At 71.1% G+C, this 13837-nt stretch carries 13 protein-coding genes; 8 read left to right on the forward strand and 5 right to left on the reverse strand.

Features of this window, described 5'->3' with window-relative positions:
- The first annotated feature begins 80 nt into the window (after positions 1 to 80).
- The 3 genes from DA06_RS05435 to DA06_RS05445 all read left to right on the forward strand — a co-directional run bounded on the left by DA06_RS05435 (position 81) and on the right by DA06_RS05445 (position 2249).
- Entirely contained in the window at positions 81 to 959 is an 879-nt protein-coding gene (locus DA06_RS05435) for an AzlC family ABC transporter permease (RefSeq protein ID WP_418607073.1), read from the forward strand.
- Positions 952 to 1275 (forward strand): branched-chain amino acid transporter permease, encoded by a 324-nt coding sequence (locus tag DA06_RS05440; protein ID WP_043498011.1) that lies wholly within the window; start codon positions 952 to 954, stop codon positions 1273 to 1275. Before DA06_RS05435 ends, DA06_RS05440 begins: the two co-directional genes overlap by 8 nt.
- A 65-nt stretch (positions 1276 to 1340) precedes the next feature.
- Entirely contained in the window at positions 1341 to 2249 is a 909-nt protein-coding gene (locus DA06_RS05445; protein ID WP_052436404.1) for an alpha/beta hydrolase, read from the forward strand.
- Positions 2250 to 2358: 109 nt separating this feature from the next.
- On the opposite strand, the gene nth is transcribed toward DA06_RS05445, so the two are convergent.
- On the reverse strand, positions 2359 to 3087 hold the full coding sequence (nth, locus tag DA06_RS05450; protein ID WP_043498015.1) for an endonuclease III: 729 nt from the start codon (positions 3085 to 3087) through the stop codon (positions 2359 to 2361).
- A gap of 118 nt (positions 3088 to 3205) precedes the next feature.
- On the opposite strand from nth, the gene DA06_RS05455 reads away from it, so the two are divergent.
- Complete coding sequence (locus DA06_RS05455; protein WP_043498017.1) at positions 3206 to 3895, forward strand: Crp/Fnr family transcriptional regulator; 690 nt, start codon at positions 3206 to 3208, stop codon at positions 3893 to 3895.
- A gap of 76 nt (positions 3896 to 3971) precedes the next feature.
- Here DA06_RS05455 and DA06_RS05460 read toward each other — a convergent pair whose 3' ends face one another.
- The 4 genes from DA06_RS05460 to DA06_RS05475 all read right to left on the reverse strand — a co-directional run bounded on the left by DA06_RS05460 (position 3972) and on the right by DA06_RS05475 (position 6183).
- Entirely contained in the window at positions 3972 to 4439 is a 468-nt protein-coding gene (locus tag DA06_RS05460) for a RidA family protein (protein WP_043498019.1), read from the reverse strand.
- Positions 4436 to 4600: a DUF4177 domain-containing protein gene (locus DA06_RS05465; RefSeq protein ID WP_418607076.1), complete on the reverse strand. Its 165-nt coding sequence runs from the start codon at positions 4598 to 4600 to the stop codon at positions 4436 to 4438. The genes DA06_RS05460 and DA06_RS05465 overlap by 4 nt, the downstream gene beginning before the upstream one ends.
- 146 nt (positions 4601 to 4746) lie before the next feature.
- Positions 4747 to 5715, reverse strand: a complete 969-nt coding sequence (locus DA06_RS05470) for an IS481 family transposase (RefSeq protein ID WP_043498021.1) — start codon at positions 5713 to 5715, stop codon at positions 4747 to 4749.
- A 126-nt stretch (positions 5716 to 5841) separates the two neighbouring features.
- Positions 5842 to 6183 carry a WhiB family transcriptional regulator gene (locus DA06_RS05475; RefSeq protein WP_043498023.1) on the reverse strand — a complete coding sequence of 114 codons (342 nt, stop codon included), beginning with the start codon at positions 6181 to 6183 and terminating at the stop codon, positions 5842 to 5844.
- A gap of 293 nt (positions 6184 to 6476) precedes the next feature.
- On the opposite strand from DA06_RS05475, the gene DA06_RS05480 reads away from it, so the two are divergent.
- From DA06_RS05480 to DA06_RS05495, 4 genes are all read left to right on the forward strand, one after another.
- Positions 6477 to 9938 (forward strand): transglycosylase domain-containing protein, encoded by a 3462-nt coding sequence (locus DA06_RS05480; protein ID WP_418607078.1) that lies wholly within the window; start codon positions 6477 to 6479, stop codon positions 9936 to 9938.
- Positions 9939 to 9943: 5 nt separating this feature from the next.
- Positions 9944 to 10921 carry a UDP-glucuronic acid decarboxylase family protein gene (locus DA06_RS05485; protein WP_418607080.1) on the forward strand — a complete coding sequence of 326 codons (978 nt, stop codon included), beginning with the start codon at positions 9944 to 9946 and terminating at the stop codon, positions 10919 to 10921.
- Between the two features lie 679 nt (positions 10922 to 11600).
- Positions 11601 to 11969 (forward strand): hypothetical protein, encoded by a 369-nt coding sequence (locus DA06_RS05490; protein ID WP_043498039.1) that lies wholly within the window; start codon positions 11601 to 11603, stop codon positions 11967 to 11969.
- A gap of 140 nt (positions 11970 to 12109) precedes the next feature.
- Positions 12110 to 12943 carry a hypothetical protein gene (locus DA06_RS05495; protein WP_418607082.1) on the forward strand — a complete coding sequence of 278 codons (834 nt, stop codon included), beginning with the start codon at positions 12110 to 12112 and terminating at the stop codon, positions 12941 to 12943.
- The last annotated feature ends 894 nt before the right edge of the window (positions 12944 to 13837 follow it).

Consider the following 13837-nt stretch of genomic DNA (forward strand, 5'->3'; position numbering starts at 1 on the left):
CGTTGCGGGCCGGTGTCGCAGCGCCTTCCGAGGCATGGGCAGAAGGCACCACGCGCGGTGCGCCGACCTAGCCTGGCCCCATGTCCACGCCCGCCTTCCCTGCCGCCGAGGGCGACGACGGCACCCACCCGGGTGACGCGGCGCCCGACAGCCGGCAGGCAGTCCCGAGCGACGCAGCGCCGCAGCAGAAACCCGGGCACGACGGCGGACCAGGGACCCAGCGGGACCGGCGCGCCTACCGGCGCCACCAGGTAGCGCTCGCGGCCAGGGACACCCTCGGCGTCGGCATGGGGTACCTGCCGCTCGGCGCCGCCTTCGGGGTGCTGCTCTCCACCAGCGGTCTGGCGTGGTGGTGGGCGCCGGTGTTCTCCGTGCTGATCTACGCAGGGTCGATGGAGTTCCTCGCGATCGGCCTGGTCACCGGCGGCGTCGCCCTCGCGCAGGTGGCGGCGACCACGTTCTTCGTCAACTTCCGGCACGTGTTCTACGGGTTGAGCTTCCCGCTGCGGAAGATCCGCTCCGGGGCCGGGCGTCTGTACGGCGTGCACGCCCTGACGGACGAGGCCTACGCGCTGCTCGCCACCCGGCCCCAGCAGGGACTGACCGGCACCCGGGTGCTCGCGACGCAGATCCTGTGCCACCTGTACTGGCTCACGGGCTCCACCGTCGGGGCGCTTCTCGGCGCCGGCCTCGGTCTCGACGCCGAAGGCCTCGGCTTCACCCTCACGGCTCTCTTCGTCGTCCTGACGATCGACGCCTACCGCGCCGCGCCCGACCTGCCGACGCTGGTCATGGCGCTCGTCTGCGCCGGTCTCGCCCTGGCGGTCGCGCCCGGCGGCATGCTCGTCCTGGCGCTGACCGCCTTCGTGGCCGTCCTCGTCGCCCGGCTGCTGGTGCGCCGTCCCGCGCGCACCGGGGCAGGGGACCACGGCCACCACCTCGGAGGCGCCGATGCCTAGCGCCGGCCAGATCCTGCTGACGCTGCTGGTCATCTTCGCCGTCACCTACGCGCTCCGGCTCGCCCCGTTCGTCGCGCTGCGACGGGTGCGGGACTCCGTCGTCGTCGACCATCTCGCCCGCACCATGCCGCTCGGCGTCATGGCCATCCTGGTGGTGTACACGCTCTCCACGGTGGACCTCGCGGCGGCCCCGCACGGTCTGCCCGAGCTGGCCGGGGTCGGCGTCACTGCCGCCCTGCACCTGTGGCGGCGCAACGCCATGCTGAGCATCGTCGGCGGCACCGGCACCTACATGGCGCTGCTCGCCGTGCTCTGAGAGGTTCCGCGCGTTACCGGGCGATTCCGTCCGGCCCGGGCAGGGCAGCAGGTAGCGTGCCGTGCGTGGTCGCCGACTCGAGCTGTGTGCTGGTCCCAGGTCCCTGGCAGCACCGTGACGTCCCCGCCAACGGCGCCCAGTTCCACGTGGTGACGGCGGGCGACCTCCGCCCGGAGCGGCCGGTGGTGCTGCTGCTGCACGCCTTCCCCGAGTTCTGGTGGGCGTGGCGGCACCAGATCCCGGCGCTGGCGGAGGCCGGGCACGCCGTCGCCGCCATGGACCTGCGGGGCTTCGCGGGATCCGACAAGCCGCCGCACCGCCACGAGACCGCTGTCCTCGCCCGCGACGTCGCCGGCGTCATCCGCTCCCTCGGCGCCGCCGGCGCCGTCGTCGTGGGGCACGGGTTCGGCGGCACCGTTGCATGGGCGATGCCGCACGTCGCCCCGGACCTGACCCGCGCCGTCGCCGCCCTGGCGAATCCCCACCCGGTGCCCCTGCACCGGCTGCGCAACCCGCTCCCCGCCCGGGCGGCCACGACCCTGCTGCGCTTCCAGGTTCCCTGGTTCCCCGAGCAGGCGCTCCGCCGCGGAGACCTCGTGGAGAGGATGCTGCGGGCGTGGTCCGCTCCGGGCAACGACGGTGCCACCTCCCAGGCCGCCCTGTACACCGAGGCGATGGGCCTGCCGTTCGCCGCCCACTCGACGATGGAGCACTTCCGCTGGCTGGTCCGGTCCACCCCGCGCATCGACGGGCGCCGGTACCTGGCGCAGGTCAGCGCGCCCGTGACGGTCCCGACGCTCACCGTCCGGGGTGCCCTCGACCCGCTGCTCCCCGGCCGGATGTTCGCCCACGACGCCACCTACGTCACCGGGCCGCTGCGCCAGGAGGTCGTCGACGGCGCGGGGCACTTCCTGCCCGAGGAGACCCCCGACCTGGTCTCGGAGCTCCTGCTCGAGTTCCTCGCCGGCGTGTGAGGCCCCGGCAGCCACCCGGCTCAGGCGGAGAGCGGGCGTCCGCGCACCGCGCCCCGGCGGGAACGGAGACGTCAGGCCGTCACCGCGACGTCAGACCGCCACAGCCTCGTCAGACCGTCACCAGGGCGCGCGCCTTCTCCGGGTCGGTCTCACCCTCGCCGTACGACGGGCACAGCTCCGCGAGCACGCACGCCCCGCAGGCCGGCCGGCGGGAGTGGCACACGCGCCGTCCGTGGAAGATCAGCCGGTGGCACGCCATCGTCCACTCCTCGGGCGGGAGCAGCTCGGCGATCGCCCTCTCCACCTTGACCGGGTCCTTCTCCCGGGTCCATCCCAGCCGCCGTGCCAGCCTGCCGACGTGCGTGTCCACCGTGATGCCGGGGACGCCGAACGCGTTCCCGAGCACGACGTTCGCGGTCTTCCGGCCGACACCCGGCAGCTTCACGAGCTCCTCGAGAGTCGCGGGCACCCCGCCCCCGTGCTGGTCGACGAGCGCGGCGCCGATGCCCTGCACCGAGGCCGCCTTGGCGCGGAAGAACCCGAGCGGCCGCAGGACCTCCTCGAGCTCCTCCCGCCTCGCCCCGGCGTAGGCGGCGGCGTCGGGGTACCGCGCGAACAGGGTGGGGGTGACCTGGTTGACGCGCTTGTCGGTCGTCTGCGCCGAGAGCACGGTCGCCATCAGCAGCTCGAGCGGCGTGGTGAAGTCGAGCTCGCACCGGGCGTCGGGCCACGCTGCGGCGAGGAGCTCGTCGACGGCGAGGGCCTGCTCCCGCGCCGCCTTCTTCGAGCGCGGGCGCGGCGGCCTGGCCGGCCGGGTGCGAGGTGCGGCGGGGCTCATGCGGCCAGCCTAGATCGCGCTCCCGGCGGACCGCCCGTGCCCGCCCTCACAGGTGGTGGCAGGATGTAGCCGATGTCGCGGCTCCTCAGGCGGGCCGCACGAGGATGACCGGCGGCAGATGGGAGCCACTGTGGAACAGAACGTGATCGGCACCGTGCCACTCTTCGACGCGCTCGACGAGCAGGACCAGGCCGAGCTGCGCTCCCTGATGTCCGAGACCACGCTCCGACGTGGCGAGACGCTCTTCAACGAGGGCGACCCCGGCGACCGGCTCTACATCGTGGTCGACGGCAAGGTGAAGCTCGGTCACACGGCCAGCGACGGCCGCGAGAACCTGCTCGCCGTGCTCGGCCCCGGGGAGCTGCTGGGCGAGCTGACCCTCTTCGACCCGGGCCCGCGCTCGACGACGGCGACGGCCGTGGCGCCCACCCGCCTGCTCGCTCTCGAGCACGACGCGCTGATGAGCTTCGCCGAGACCCGGCCGGCGCTGTCCCGGCACATGCTGAGGGCGCTCGCGCAGCGGCTGCGCCGCACCAACGAGTCGCTCGCCGACCTCGTCTTCTCCGACGTCCCCGGGCGCGTCGCGAAGGCCCTCCTCGACCTCGCGGACCGGTTCGGGCAGGCCACGGACGAGGGGGTCCACGTCCCGCACGACCTCACCCAGGAGGAGCTCGCCCAGCTGGTCGGCGCCTCCCGCGAGACCGTGAACAAGTCCCTGGCGGAGTTCGTCTCCCGCGGGTGGATCCGCCTCGAGGGCCGCGCCGTCCTGCTGATGGACCTCGACAGGCTGCGCCGCCGCGCCCGCTGACGGCCGGTACCGGCTCCTGCGGATACGGCGCCCCCTCCCGAGGGAGGGCGCCGTATCCGTGGGCGGGCCCGGCCCGTCAGCGCACGGCGACGACGATCTCCACCTCGACCGGTGCGTCGAGGGGCAGTGCGGCGACCCCGACGGCGGAGCGGGCGTGCCGCCCGGCGTCGCCGAAGATCTCGCCGAGGATCTCCGAGGCACCGTTGACCACGCCGGGCTGACCCGTGAAGGCCGGCTCCGAGGCGACGAAGCCGGTCACCTTGACCACCCGGACCACGTGGTCGAGGCCGCCCGCCTCCGCGGCGACGGCGGCGAGCGCGTTCAGCGCGCAGGTGCGGGCCGCGTCCTTGGCCTGCTCGGGCGTGACCGCGCCGGCGGTGTCCCCGACCTTGCCGGTGAACGCCAGTGCGCCGTCGACCATGGGGAGCTGCCCGGAGGTGTACACCAGGTCCCCGTGACGCACCGCCGGGACGTAGGCGGCCACCGGCGGGACGACGGCCGGCAGCTCGATCCCGAGCTCGGCGAGTCGCGCGCCGACGCTCACCGCTGCCCCTTGGGCCTCTTGAGGTACGCCACCAGGTTGTTCGAGCCGGCGGGTCCCGGCACCACCTGGACCAGCTCCCAGCCGTCCTCGCCCCACTGGTCGAGGATCGCCTTCGTGTTGTGGATCAGCAGCGGAATCGTCGCGTACTCCCATGTGGTCATGGCGCTCATCCTAGGGGCCGCCCTCTGGCGCGCCCGGCGGCCCGGGTCGCGCCGGCCGGCGGTCCGGGCCGCAGGGCCGGTCCCTCCGGAGCCCGGCCCGGCGGCCCGGACAGCGACCGCCGTGCGGCTCTAGGTGTACCCGGCCATCAGGTTGGTGACAGTCGGCTGATCGGCGGGAGGCCGCCGAGTGCGCTGTGGCGTCTTTGAGTGTTGTAGTACTCGATCCAGGGGGCAAGGGCGGCGGCGCGTTCGGCGTTGCTGGTGAAGACCTGCCGGTAGGCCCACTCGGTCTGCAGGGTGCGGTTGAGCCTTTCGACCTTGCCGTTCTGCCAGGGGCAGTGCGGCTTGATGAACTTCTGCCTGGCGCCGAGCTCGGCGACGACCTCGCGCAGGGAGTGTTTGTAGGCCCAGGCGTTTTCGGTGATGACGCGCTCGATCCGGGTGATGCCGTGGGCGGCGAAGTAGGCCGCGGCCCGGCGCAGGAACCCCGCGCAGGTGGTGCCCTTCTCGTCGGGCAGGATCTCGGAGTAGGCCAGGCGGGAGTGGTCGTCGACGAGGGAGTGGACGTAGTCGTAGCCGAGCTTGCCGGAGCGGTCCCGGGTGGTGGAGACCGCTTCACGGCCGTGGGTTTTCCAGCCGCCGCCGTCGGGGATCTTGCCGAGTTTCTTGACGTCCATGTGGACCAGCTCCCCGGGCCGGGCGCGCTCGTACCGGGTGGTGGTGGCCTTGGAGGAGCGGACGACCTCTCCGGTCAGCGGGTCGCACTCGCGCAGGTAGGGCACGCCGTGGCGGCGCAGGATCCGGGAGACGGTCCGGGCGGGGAGACCGAGTTCGGGGCCGAGCCAGTCCTGCCCGCGCCGGGACGACGCGCGCAGCTCGAGCACCCGCCGTTCGACCTCGGCCGGGGTGCGCCGGGGTGAGGAACGTGGCCGCGACGAGCGGTCGTGCAGGCCGGCCTCGCCCTCGGTGTCGTATCGCTTGAGCCAGTAGATGACGGTCTTGCGCGAGACGCCCATCTCCTTGGCGACATGGGCCTGCGGGCGGCCCTGCCGGCGCACCCGGTCGACGATGGTCAGGCGGCCGTGGAAGGTCAGGCGGGCGTTACGGTGGGACACGAGGGCCTCCGGTGGGTGCGGACTCTAGGCAAGCCACACCCCCACCCGGAGGCCCTCCCTCGTTCAATCACCCACGACCGTGTGTCCCGACCGCTCCGATGTCACCAACCTTCTGGCCGGGTACATCTAGGCCGTGCTGGTGGCGCGGATCCGCGCGATGATCCGCGGCGGGCGCTGCGCGCGGAGCTCGGCGACCAGTTCGTCGTCGTCACCGCGCAGCCACTCCGCCCAGTCCCGCACGCCCGGGTACCGGCGCACCAGCGCACGACGCTCCCGCTCGGTCAGGCCGCCCCACACCCCGAAGGAGGTGTTGGAGCTCAGCGCCTCGGCCAGGCACTGCATCCGCACCGGGCAGGTGAAGCACAGCTGGCGTGCCTGCCGCTGCGCCGCGCCCCGGACGAAGAGCGCGTCGGGCTCGATCCCTGCGCAGGCTGCGCCGGACGCCCATGACTGATCCTCGTCGATCATCGGACCTCCTCCTTGCGACGCCCCCCCGCCGCCCCCGGCGCCATCGCCGGTCGAATTCGCCCCACCGGTGACGCTATCCGTGATGCAGGTGTCATGGAAGAGCCGTGACTGAACCGCGACCTTGGGCCCGGTTCCGCGCACCGTCGGCGGGCGGACGGCGGCGGCCCGGCGTCCCGCCCGGGGACGGGGCGACCGGCGTGGCGCGCCCCACCTGGCGGGGCCGCCGTCAGAGGGGCCCCGTACCCTAGGCGTATGTCGTCTCCCTCGTCGCGCCGGGGCGCGCTGTCAAGCCGATGCAGCTGCTCGTCATGCTGCTCGCCTTCCTCCTCGTCGCCGGGGTCGGCGGAGTCCTCACCGCGGGGCTGGTCATGCCCGCGGTCGGCGCGGCCGGGGCGGTCAGCCAGTCCACGACCGACCTGTTCGAGGACCTGCCCAGCGAGCTCGCCATCCCGGAGCCGTCGCAGAGCAGCCAGATCCTTGCCGCCGACGGCTCGCTGCTGGCGACCATCTACGCGGACAACCGCATCGTGGTGCCGCTCGAGGAGATGTCGCCGTACGTGCGCGACGCCGTCGTCGCGATCGAGGACAGGCGGTTCTACGACCACCGCGGTGTCGACCCCGAGGGCATGCTCCGCGCCCTGGTGAACAACCTCACCGGCGGACCGCTCGAGGGCGCCTCCACCCTGACGCAGCAGTACGTCAAGAACGTGCTCGTCGAGGCCGGCCGTATCTCCGGGGACCCCGAGGCCATCGACGCGGCCACCGAGACGACGGTCGGTCGCAAGCTCGAGGAGGCCCGGCTCGCCATCGGCCTGGAGCAGAACGTCAGCAAGGACGACATCCTCGAGGGCTACCTCAACATCGCGCAGTTCGGCCCGTCCCAGTACGGGGTCGAGACGGCGTCGAAGTACTACTTCTCCAAGTCCGCCAAGGACCTGACCATCCCCGAGGCCGCGATGCTGGCCGGCATCACCCAGTCGCCGGCCCGCCACGACCCGGTCCGCAACCCCGAGAACGCGAAGACCCGGCGCGACACCGTCCTGCGGCAGATGCTCAACCAGGGGTTCATCACCCAGGCGGAGCACGACGAGTCGGTCGCCCTGTCCATCGAGGACATGCTCAACGTCTCCCCCACCCCGAACGGGTGCGCGGCGGCCGGGATCTCCGTCTACTTCTGCGAGTACGTGGTGGACGATCTCCTGAACTCCGAGGACTGGGGCGAGGACCGGGCGGACCGCCAGCAGGCGCTCTACCGCGGAGGCCTCGTCATCCACACGACGCTCGACCCCGCGAGGCAGCAGGCCGCCTACGACGCCGTCACCGGCAGCGTCCCCGTCAACGACCCGTCGACCATCAAGATGGCACTGTCCTCCGTGGAGCCCGGCACCGGCAAGATCCAGGCGATGGTGCAGAACACGAACTGGGGCACGCCCTCGGCGGAGGAGCCGGGCGCGACGAAGGTCAACCTCAACGTCGGGCTCAGCCACGGCGGGGGCTCCGGTTTCCAGTCCGGCTCCTCGTTCAAGGTCTTCACCCTCGTGGAGTGGCTCGAGACCGGCCACAGCCTGAACGACCGGGTCGTGGCGAACCGGCGCTCGTACCCGCGCGAGAGCTGGAACATCTCCTGCGGGAAGTACGAGGACAACTACGAGCCCAAGAACCTCGAGAGCTCTCCCGACGCCAGTCGGCTCTCCGTCCTGGAAGCCACCCGGATGTCCGTGAACCTGCCGTTCGTCGAGATGGCGAACCAGATGGACATGTGCAACGTCGTCGACACCGCGGCCGCGATGGGCATCCGGACGGGTTCCGGCGAGCCGCTGACGCCGAACCCCGCCGCGGTGCTCGGTTCGAACACGATCACCCCGCTGAGCCAGGCCGTCGCGTTCGCGACGCTGGCCGCGGACGGCAAGACGTGCGCCCCCCTGTCGATCACCAAGGTCACCGACCGTGCCGGCAACGAGATCGCGGCACCGCAGCCGGCCTGCAAGCAGGCGATCGCGCCCGAGGTCGCCCAGGGCGTCACCCACGCGCTGCAGGCCGTGGTGTCCACGCAGCGGGGGTCCACCGGCATGAACGCCGTCCTGCCCGACGGCCGCCCGGCGGCCGGCAAGACGGGAACGGCGAACGACGACTCCGCCGCCTGGTTCGTCGGCTACACGCGGCAGCTGGCCGCGGCCGTGTGGATGGGGTACCAGGAGGGCACCAAGTCGATGTTCGACTCGACCATCAACGGCCAGTACCACGAGCTCGTCTACGGCGGCAGGATCCCCGCGCCCACGTGGCGGGACTACGTCGCCAGGGCCCTCGAGGGCACCCCTCACCAGCCCTTCGCCGCCGCGCCGGGCAGCGCGCTCTTCGGCGACCGCGTGCCCGTGCCGGACGTCGCCGGGCGCAGCGCCTCGGAGGCACAGTCCGTCCTGGCGCAGGCCGGGTTCCAGGTCCAGCTCGGCTCCCCCGTGAACTCCGGCTGGCGCCCCGGCGCCGCCGTGGCGACGAACCCGTCCGCCGGCACCCGGGTCGCCCCGGGGACCACCGTCCACGATCGTCCCGAGCGCCGGTCCTGCACCCGCCCCCCAGCGCCCGAGCAGCCCGCCGCCGGCGGCGGGGACAGCGGTGGCGACGGCGGTGGTGGCGGCGGCAACGGCAACGGTGGGGGCAACGGGAACGGCGGCGGACGACGGCGGCGGCAACGGCAACGGGGACGACGGCTGAGCGCCGTCGGCCCGCGGCGCCTGGCCGGAGGCCTGGGCGCGCTGACACTCGCGGGGGTTGGTGCGCTCGGGTGGGCGCTCGCCGAGACCTCGATGTTCACCCTGCGCCGCCACACGGTGCCGGTGCTTCCCGCGGGCGCCCGGCCGTTGCGCCTGCTGCACCTGTCCGACCTGCACCTGGTGCCTTCGCAGCGTCACAAGGTCGCATGGGTCCGCGACCTGGCCGCGCACGAGCCTGACCTCGTAGTGACCACGGGGGACAACATGGCCCACCAGGACGCCCTGCCGAGCGTCCTGGAGGCGTACGCGCCGTTCCTCGACAGGCCGGGCGCGTTCGTTCTCGGCTCGAACGACTACTTCGCACCGAGGCCGAAGAACCCCGCCCGTTACCTGCTCCCGGACGCACGGACCGAGATGGACCACGCCCCGCTGCCCGCGGACGAGCTCGCCGAGGCGTTCCGCGCGGCGGGGTGGAAGGACCTGACGAACCGCCGTGACCGGCTCGAGGTCGGGGGCAGCGAGATCACGCTCGTCGGGGTGGACGATCCGCACCTGGACCGTGACCGCTTCCCCGCGCGGCAGAACGGTGGCTCAGCGCGGGGCAGGATCCGTCCGGCCGTTCCGGAGCCGCCGGCCCGCGACGCCGCCCTCCACCTGGGCGTCGCGCACGCGCCCTACACCCGCGTGCTTGACGAGATGCGCGGTGACGGGTGCGACCTGGTGCTCGCGGGGCACACCCACGGCGGGCAGCTGTGCGTGCCGTTCTACGGCGCTCTCGTGACGAACTGCGACCTCGACCGCTCGCGCGCGTCCGGCCTCCACGGATGGCCGGGCGCCCGGCCGGACGCCGACGGCGGATCGGGCTCCACGTGGGTGAACGTCTCCGCGGGGCTGGGCACGAGCCCGTTCGCGCCGGTGCGGTTCGCCCCCGCCGCCCCGCCGGCCAGCGGCGGTGCGGCGCGGGCCGAGCGCAGGACACGTGCCCGGACGGGCATGACCGAGGACGCCCGGGTGGGCGCCGTGAGCAACGGAGGTGACGTATGAGGTCGGTGCGCAGCGTCAAGGGGCGGGACGGCACGGCACGGCCCCGCGCGGTGGTGACCGGTGGGGCCGGGTTCCTGGGCAGCCACCTGTGCGAGACGCTGCTGGCCCAGGGCTGGGCCGTGGTGTGCCTCGACAACTTCCTCACCGGCACGCCGTCGAACGTGGCACACCTGATGGGCCGGCCCGGCTTCGAGCTCGTCCACTGCGACGTGACGGAGAACGCGCACGTGCGCGGCGACGTGGATCTGGTGCTTCACTTCGCGTCGCCGGCCTCGCCGGTGGACTACCTCGAGATGCCCATCGAGACCCTGCGGGTGGGGTCCGTGGGCACGGAGCGCGCGCTCGGGCTTGCCCGCGACAAGGGGGCGCGCTTCGTCATCGCATCGACGTCGGAGGTGTACGGCGACCCCCAGGTTCACCCGCAGTCCGAGGACTACTGGGGGCACGTCAACCCGATCGGGCCCCGCGGCGTGTACGACGAGGCCAAGCGGTACGGCGAGGCGCTCGTGACCGCCTACCGCTCCACCCACGGTGTCAACACCGGCATCGTGCGGATCTTCAACACCTACGGCCCACGCATGCGCCCGAACGACGGACGCGCCATCCCGACGTTCATCCGCCAGGCGCTCGCCAACGAGCCGATCACCGTGGCCGGGGACGGCCGTCAAACCAGGTCCGTGTGCTACGTCGACGACCTCGTCGCCGGTGTGCTCACCATGGCGGCCAGCGCCCACCCGGGGCCCATCAACATCGGCAACCCGCACGAGCGGTCGGTCCTCGAGATCGCCGAGGACGTCCGGGCCGCCACGGGGTCCCGCTCGGAGATCACCTTCGTCGGGCGGCCCGTCGACGACCCCAAGGTGCGCCGGCCGGACACCACGCTCGCCGCCGAGGTGCTCGGGTGGCGGCCGAAGGTCCGGTGGGCCGAGGGCCTCGACCGGACGGTCGCGTGGTTCCGGGAGACGCTCAGCGCGACAGCGTGAGTCGGTTGCCCAACGAGACGGGCTGCGCCTACGAACGGCGTGAAAGCGGTCGACGCTACCTACTACGTGGTCTTTCGTCGGACAGATCCGCTCGCAGTCATCCGCGTTCGGGTCGGAGAATCAGACTGGAACGAACCTGAGCGACAAGAAGGCGGATGGTTCGCTTCTTTACATTTCTCCGACGATCCCGATGCGGAACCTGCAATCGAGCAGAGGGCGCCCAGTGGCTGGGATCACGTCATGTTAATAGTGTCTTGCAGGACCCATTACTTGAGGCAGGCCCGCTATGGAGTGCCGACAGCACGCCGGCACCTAACAGGCGGTTATGGACGCTCCTTGCGACGCGAGCGTCCATAACCGTTCGTGCTTGATACTCGGCCGGGAAGTGGGTTGTCGCTAGCTCAGCAGGAGTTGTCCAGTGAGACCGACAAGTCCTATCAGAGTGGCCACGATGACCATCGGAGCCCACCACCGCAGGAACCGCCGGCGCTTCTCCGGCTGGGACGTAAGCGTCTCCAGCCTGATCAGCACCACGAAAGAGAACACCACGATGACGGCCAAGCCGGCGAGCGAGGCGGCACCGAGAGCGGTCTGCACAATCGAACCCTAGAACCGAGCGTCGCCGAGGTGTGGCAATTTCCGCCACACTGGCGCCGGACCGTGCGTATCGTCCGTACGGGTGAGAAACGATGAGGAGCGGGCCGCTGCCGCCGCCGATCCGCGCCTCCCTCCGTGGTGGTACTTCGCCGTGTTAGGCGCAGCTGTGGCGCTGAGCCTGACGCTCATGTGGGTGCATTCCCTCTTCCTTCTCCTTGGCGTCCTCGTCATCATCCCGTTGGAAATACTCCGCCGGCGGAAGGGCTACGTCGTCGAAGACCCCAAGAGCGTGATCGCTCTTCGTTCTCCACTTCCGGGGGCTTTCCTCATGGTCGTGATCAGCCCGCTGATACTGATAGCGGCATTCGTCATCAGTGGAGTCTTCTTCCTCGGGGCACCCTCCTGCTCTGGGCGGTCCTCGTCATCGCAGGAACCGTTGGTGCGGTGGTGACCCTCATCTCGCGGACTTCGGCAGTGCGCCAGATGGCTGCGATCCAGAAGATAGAGGGGGCAGCGTGATGCTGCTGCCGGTGGAGGGGACGGGGCTTGAGAGTGGCACCGCGAGGGGAGCGAGCAGCGAAGAAGACCCCGTTGAGCGAGAGTGACGTCCACGTCCTCGCGCGAACGGTCCGCGAAAACTGGTCGGCGGCGGCCGGTGCGGCCGGCGCTAAGGGCACGGAGAGCGCGGAAGGAGCACACCGCGCGGTTGGCACACTCGAGGCCCTCGTGAGTGACATCGTCGAACGGGTCCGCCACCGCGCGCCGCACGGCGCCGATGATGCGCTGACCTTTCTCGAGGCCGACCCGTGGTGCTTCCGGTCCGGCTACGCCAAGGAACGGTTGCTCCGGGCGCTCGGCACAGCCGAGTTCACCGAAGCCCAGCGCCGCCGCGGCGCCGCAGTCGTCAGGTCGTACGTTCTTGGTCCGGACCGCCGAGAGTTCCGCCCGGTCGGAGAACTCGCTCGGGCCCTCGACGACGAGGTTCGCCCGTTCCTGCTCACCACGCTCAGCCAGGGGACGCCGGTGGCCGCTAGGCACGCGCTGTGGCTCCTTATGGGACTGTCGGACCTCGACCCGGCGAGTCTGGATCTGCCACGTGCACGAGAGGTGCTGCTCGGCACCTGCACCTCGGAAGATCTCTACTACCGGCAGATGGACTGGCTCACCATGGCCGCCCGCCGCCTGAGGTCGGACGAGTGGATCGCGACGGTCACCGCAGAAGCGCTCGGCACGGGAGCCCCCGCGCCTCTACGCCTGCTCGCCGTCCTACCCGGCGTACAGCTCAGCCCAGAGCAGCAGCAACACCTCGGCGAATTCATCATCAACGACATCGCGTCCGGGAAGCCGACGCTGCCCGTCGAGGAACTCGGCAACCTGTGTGGCCATCCCGAACTGGACCTGCCGGCTCCCGACCGCGCCAGCTAATCCTTGGTTCTTGAGGAACCGCTTGACCCCGGGAAGTCATCTCTGGTTCAGGCCAAGAGGCCTTCGTAGAGGTAAAGCACGAGCGTCACGCCGTCGACTCCGTCGCGGGTGAGCACCTCCTCGACGATGTCTATGCGGAACGGGTTTCCGCCCGGCATGCCGTGATTGCACACGGAACTTCCGTGCGAGGCGACCTGGCGTCGCTATGGTGAGGCCGTGACTGGCGCGTCGCAGAATCCGAAAGCCCGTATCTGGGCGAATGCGATGTTGGCCGTCGGTATGCTCCTCAGCGGAATTGGACTCGTCCTAGGTCTGAGGAGCGACGGCGCGACGTCACTCCGCTATGCGCTCCTGGCAGGATGCGCTGCTCTGTTCGTGGTCTTCATCGTGCAGTTGATCCTTGCGTGGCGGCGGCTCAAAGAGGATCGCCGCCTGGGGCGAAGCGACAGCTCAACACCGCGCTAGGGGTTCTGGATCGGCATACCGATTGCGCCTGAGTGGCATCTCCCCCACAACCGGGACCCCGGGCAATAGCGTTTTTTAATCCGACGGAGGGCGGTGGGACATGAGCGAGTCGCCGTGGAGTGTTTCGTGGAAGGTGCCGCTGACTCTGTGGTTGCTCGGGCTGATCGCGAAGATCGGGCTGAGTGTGTTCGTGAGTGACAGCCTCGGTAACTGGGTGGGCGGCGTATTGGGGTTCCTTGCTTTGGTGACTTTGGGGCTATGGGTCGCATCTAGGGAGCGGAACTCGGGAGAAAGATCTGACCAGTAGTCGTCTCCCCGCGGGTGGACTGCTTCAAGGAGCAAGACTTCTTCGTCAACGGCGTGAGGATCGAGTCGTTCTTTTCGGTGGACTGGTAGAGCTGGCTAAGGATGAGGCCGGAGTAGTTGCTA

The organism is Georgenia sp. SUBG003 (genome assembly GCF_000715355.2).
Lineage (GTDB): Bacteria > Actinomycetota > Actinomycetes > Actinomycetales > Actinomycetaceae > Georgenia.

Bases quoted from the DNA above. Each gene is read 5' to 3' on its own strand.
- DA06_RS05465 (WP_418607076.1), bottom strand. From the start codon at position 4,600: ATGACCACATGGGAGTACGCGACGATTCCGCTGCTGATCCACAACACG.
- DA06_RS05435 (WP_418607073.1), top strand. From the start codon at position 81: ATGTCCACGCCCGCCTTCCCTGCCGCCGAGGGCGACGACGGCACCCAC.
- DA06_RS05455 (WP_043498017.1), top strand. From the start codon at position 3,206: ATGGGAGCCACTGTGGAACAGAACGTGATCGGCACCGTGCCACTCTTC.
- DA06_RS05440 (WP_043498011.1), top strand. From the start codon at position 952: ATGCCTAGCGCCGGCCAGATCCTGCTGACGCTGCTGGTCATCTTCGCC.
- DA06_RS05475 (WP_043498023.1), bottom strand. From the start codon at position 6,183: ATGATCGACGAGGATCAGTCATGGGCGTCCGGCGCAGCCTGCGCAGGG.
- DA06_RS05480 (WP_418607078.1), top strand. From the start codon at position 6,477: ATGCAGCTGCTCGTCATGCTGCTCGCCTTCCTCCTCGTCGCCGGGGTC.
- nth (WP_043498015.1), bottom strand. From the start codon at position 3,087: ATGAGCCCCGCCGCACCTCGCACCCGGCCGGCCAGGCCGCCGCGCCCG.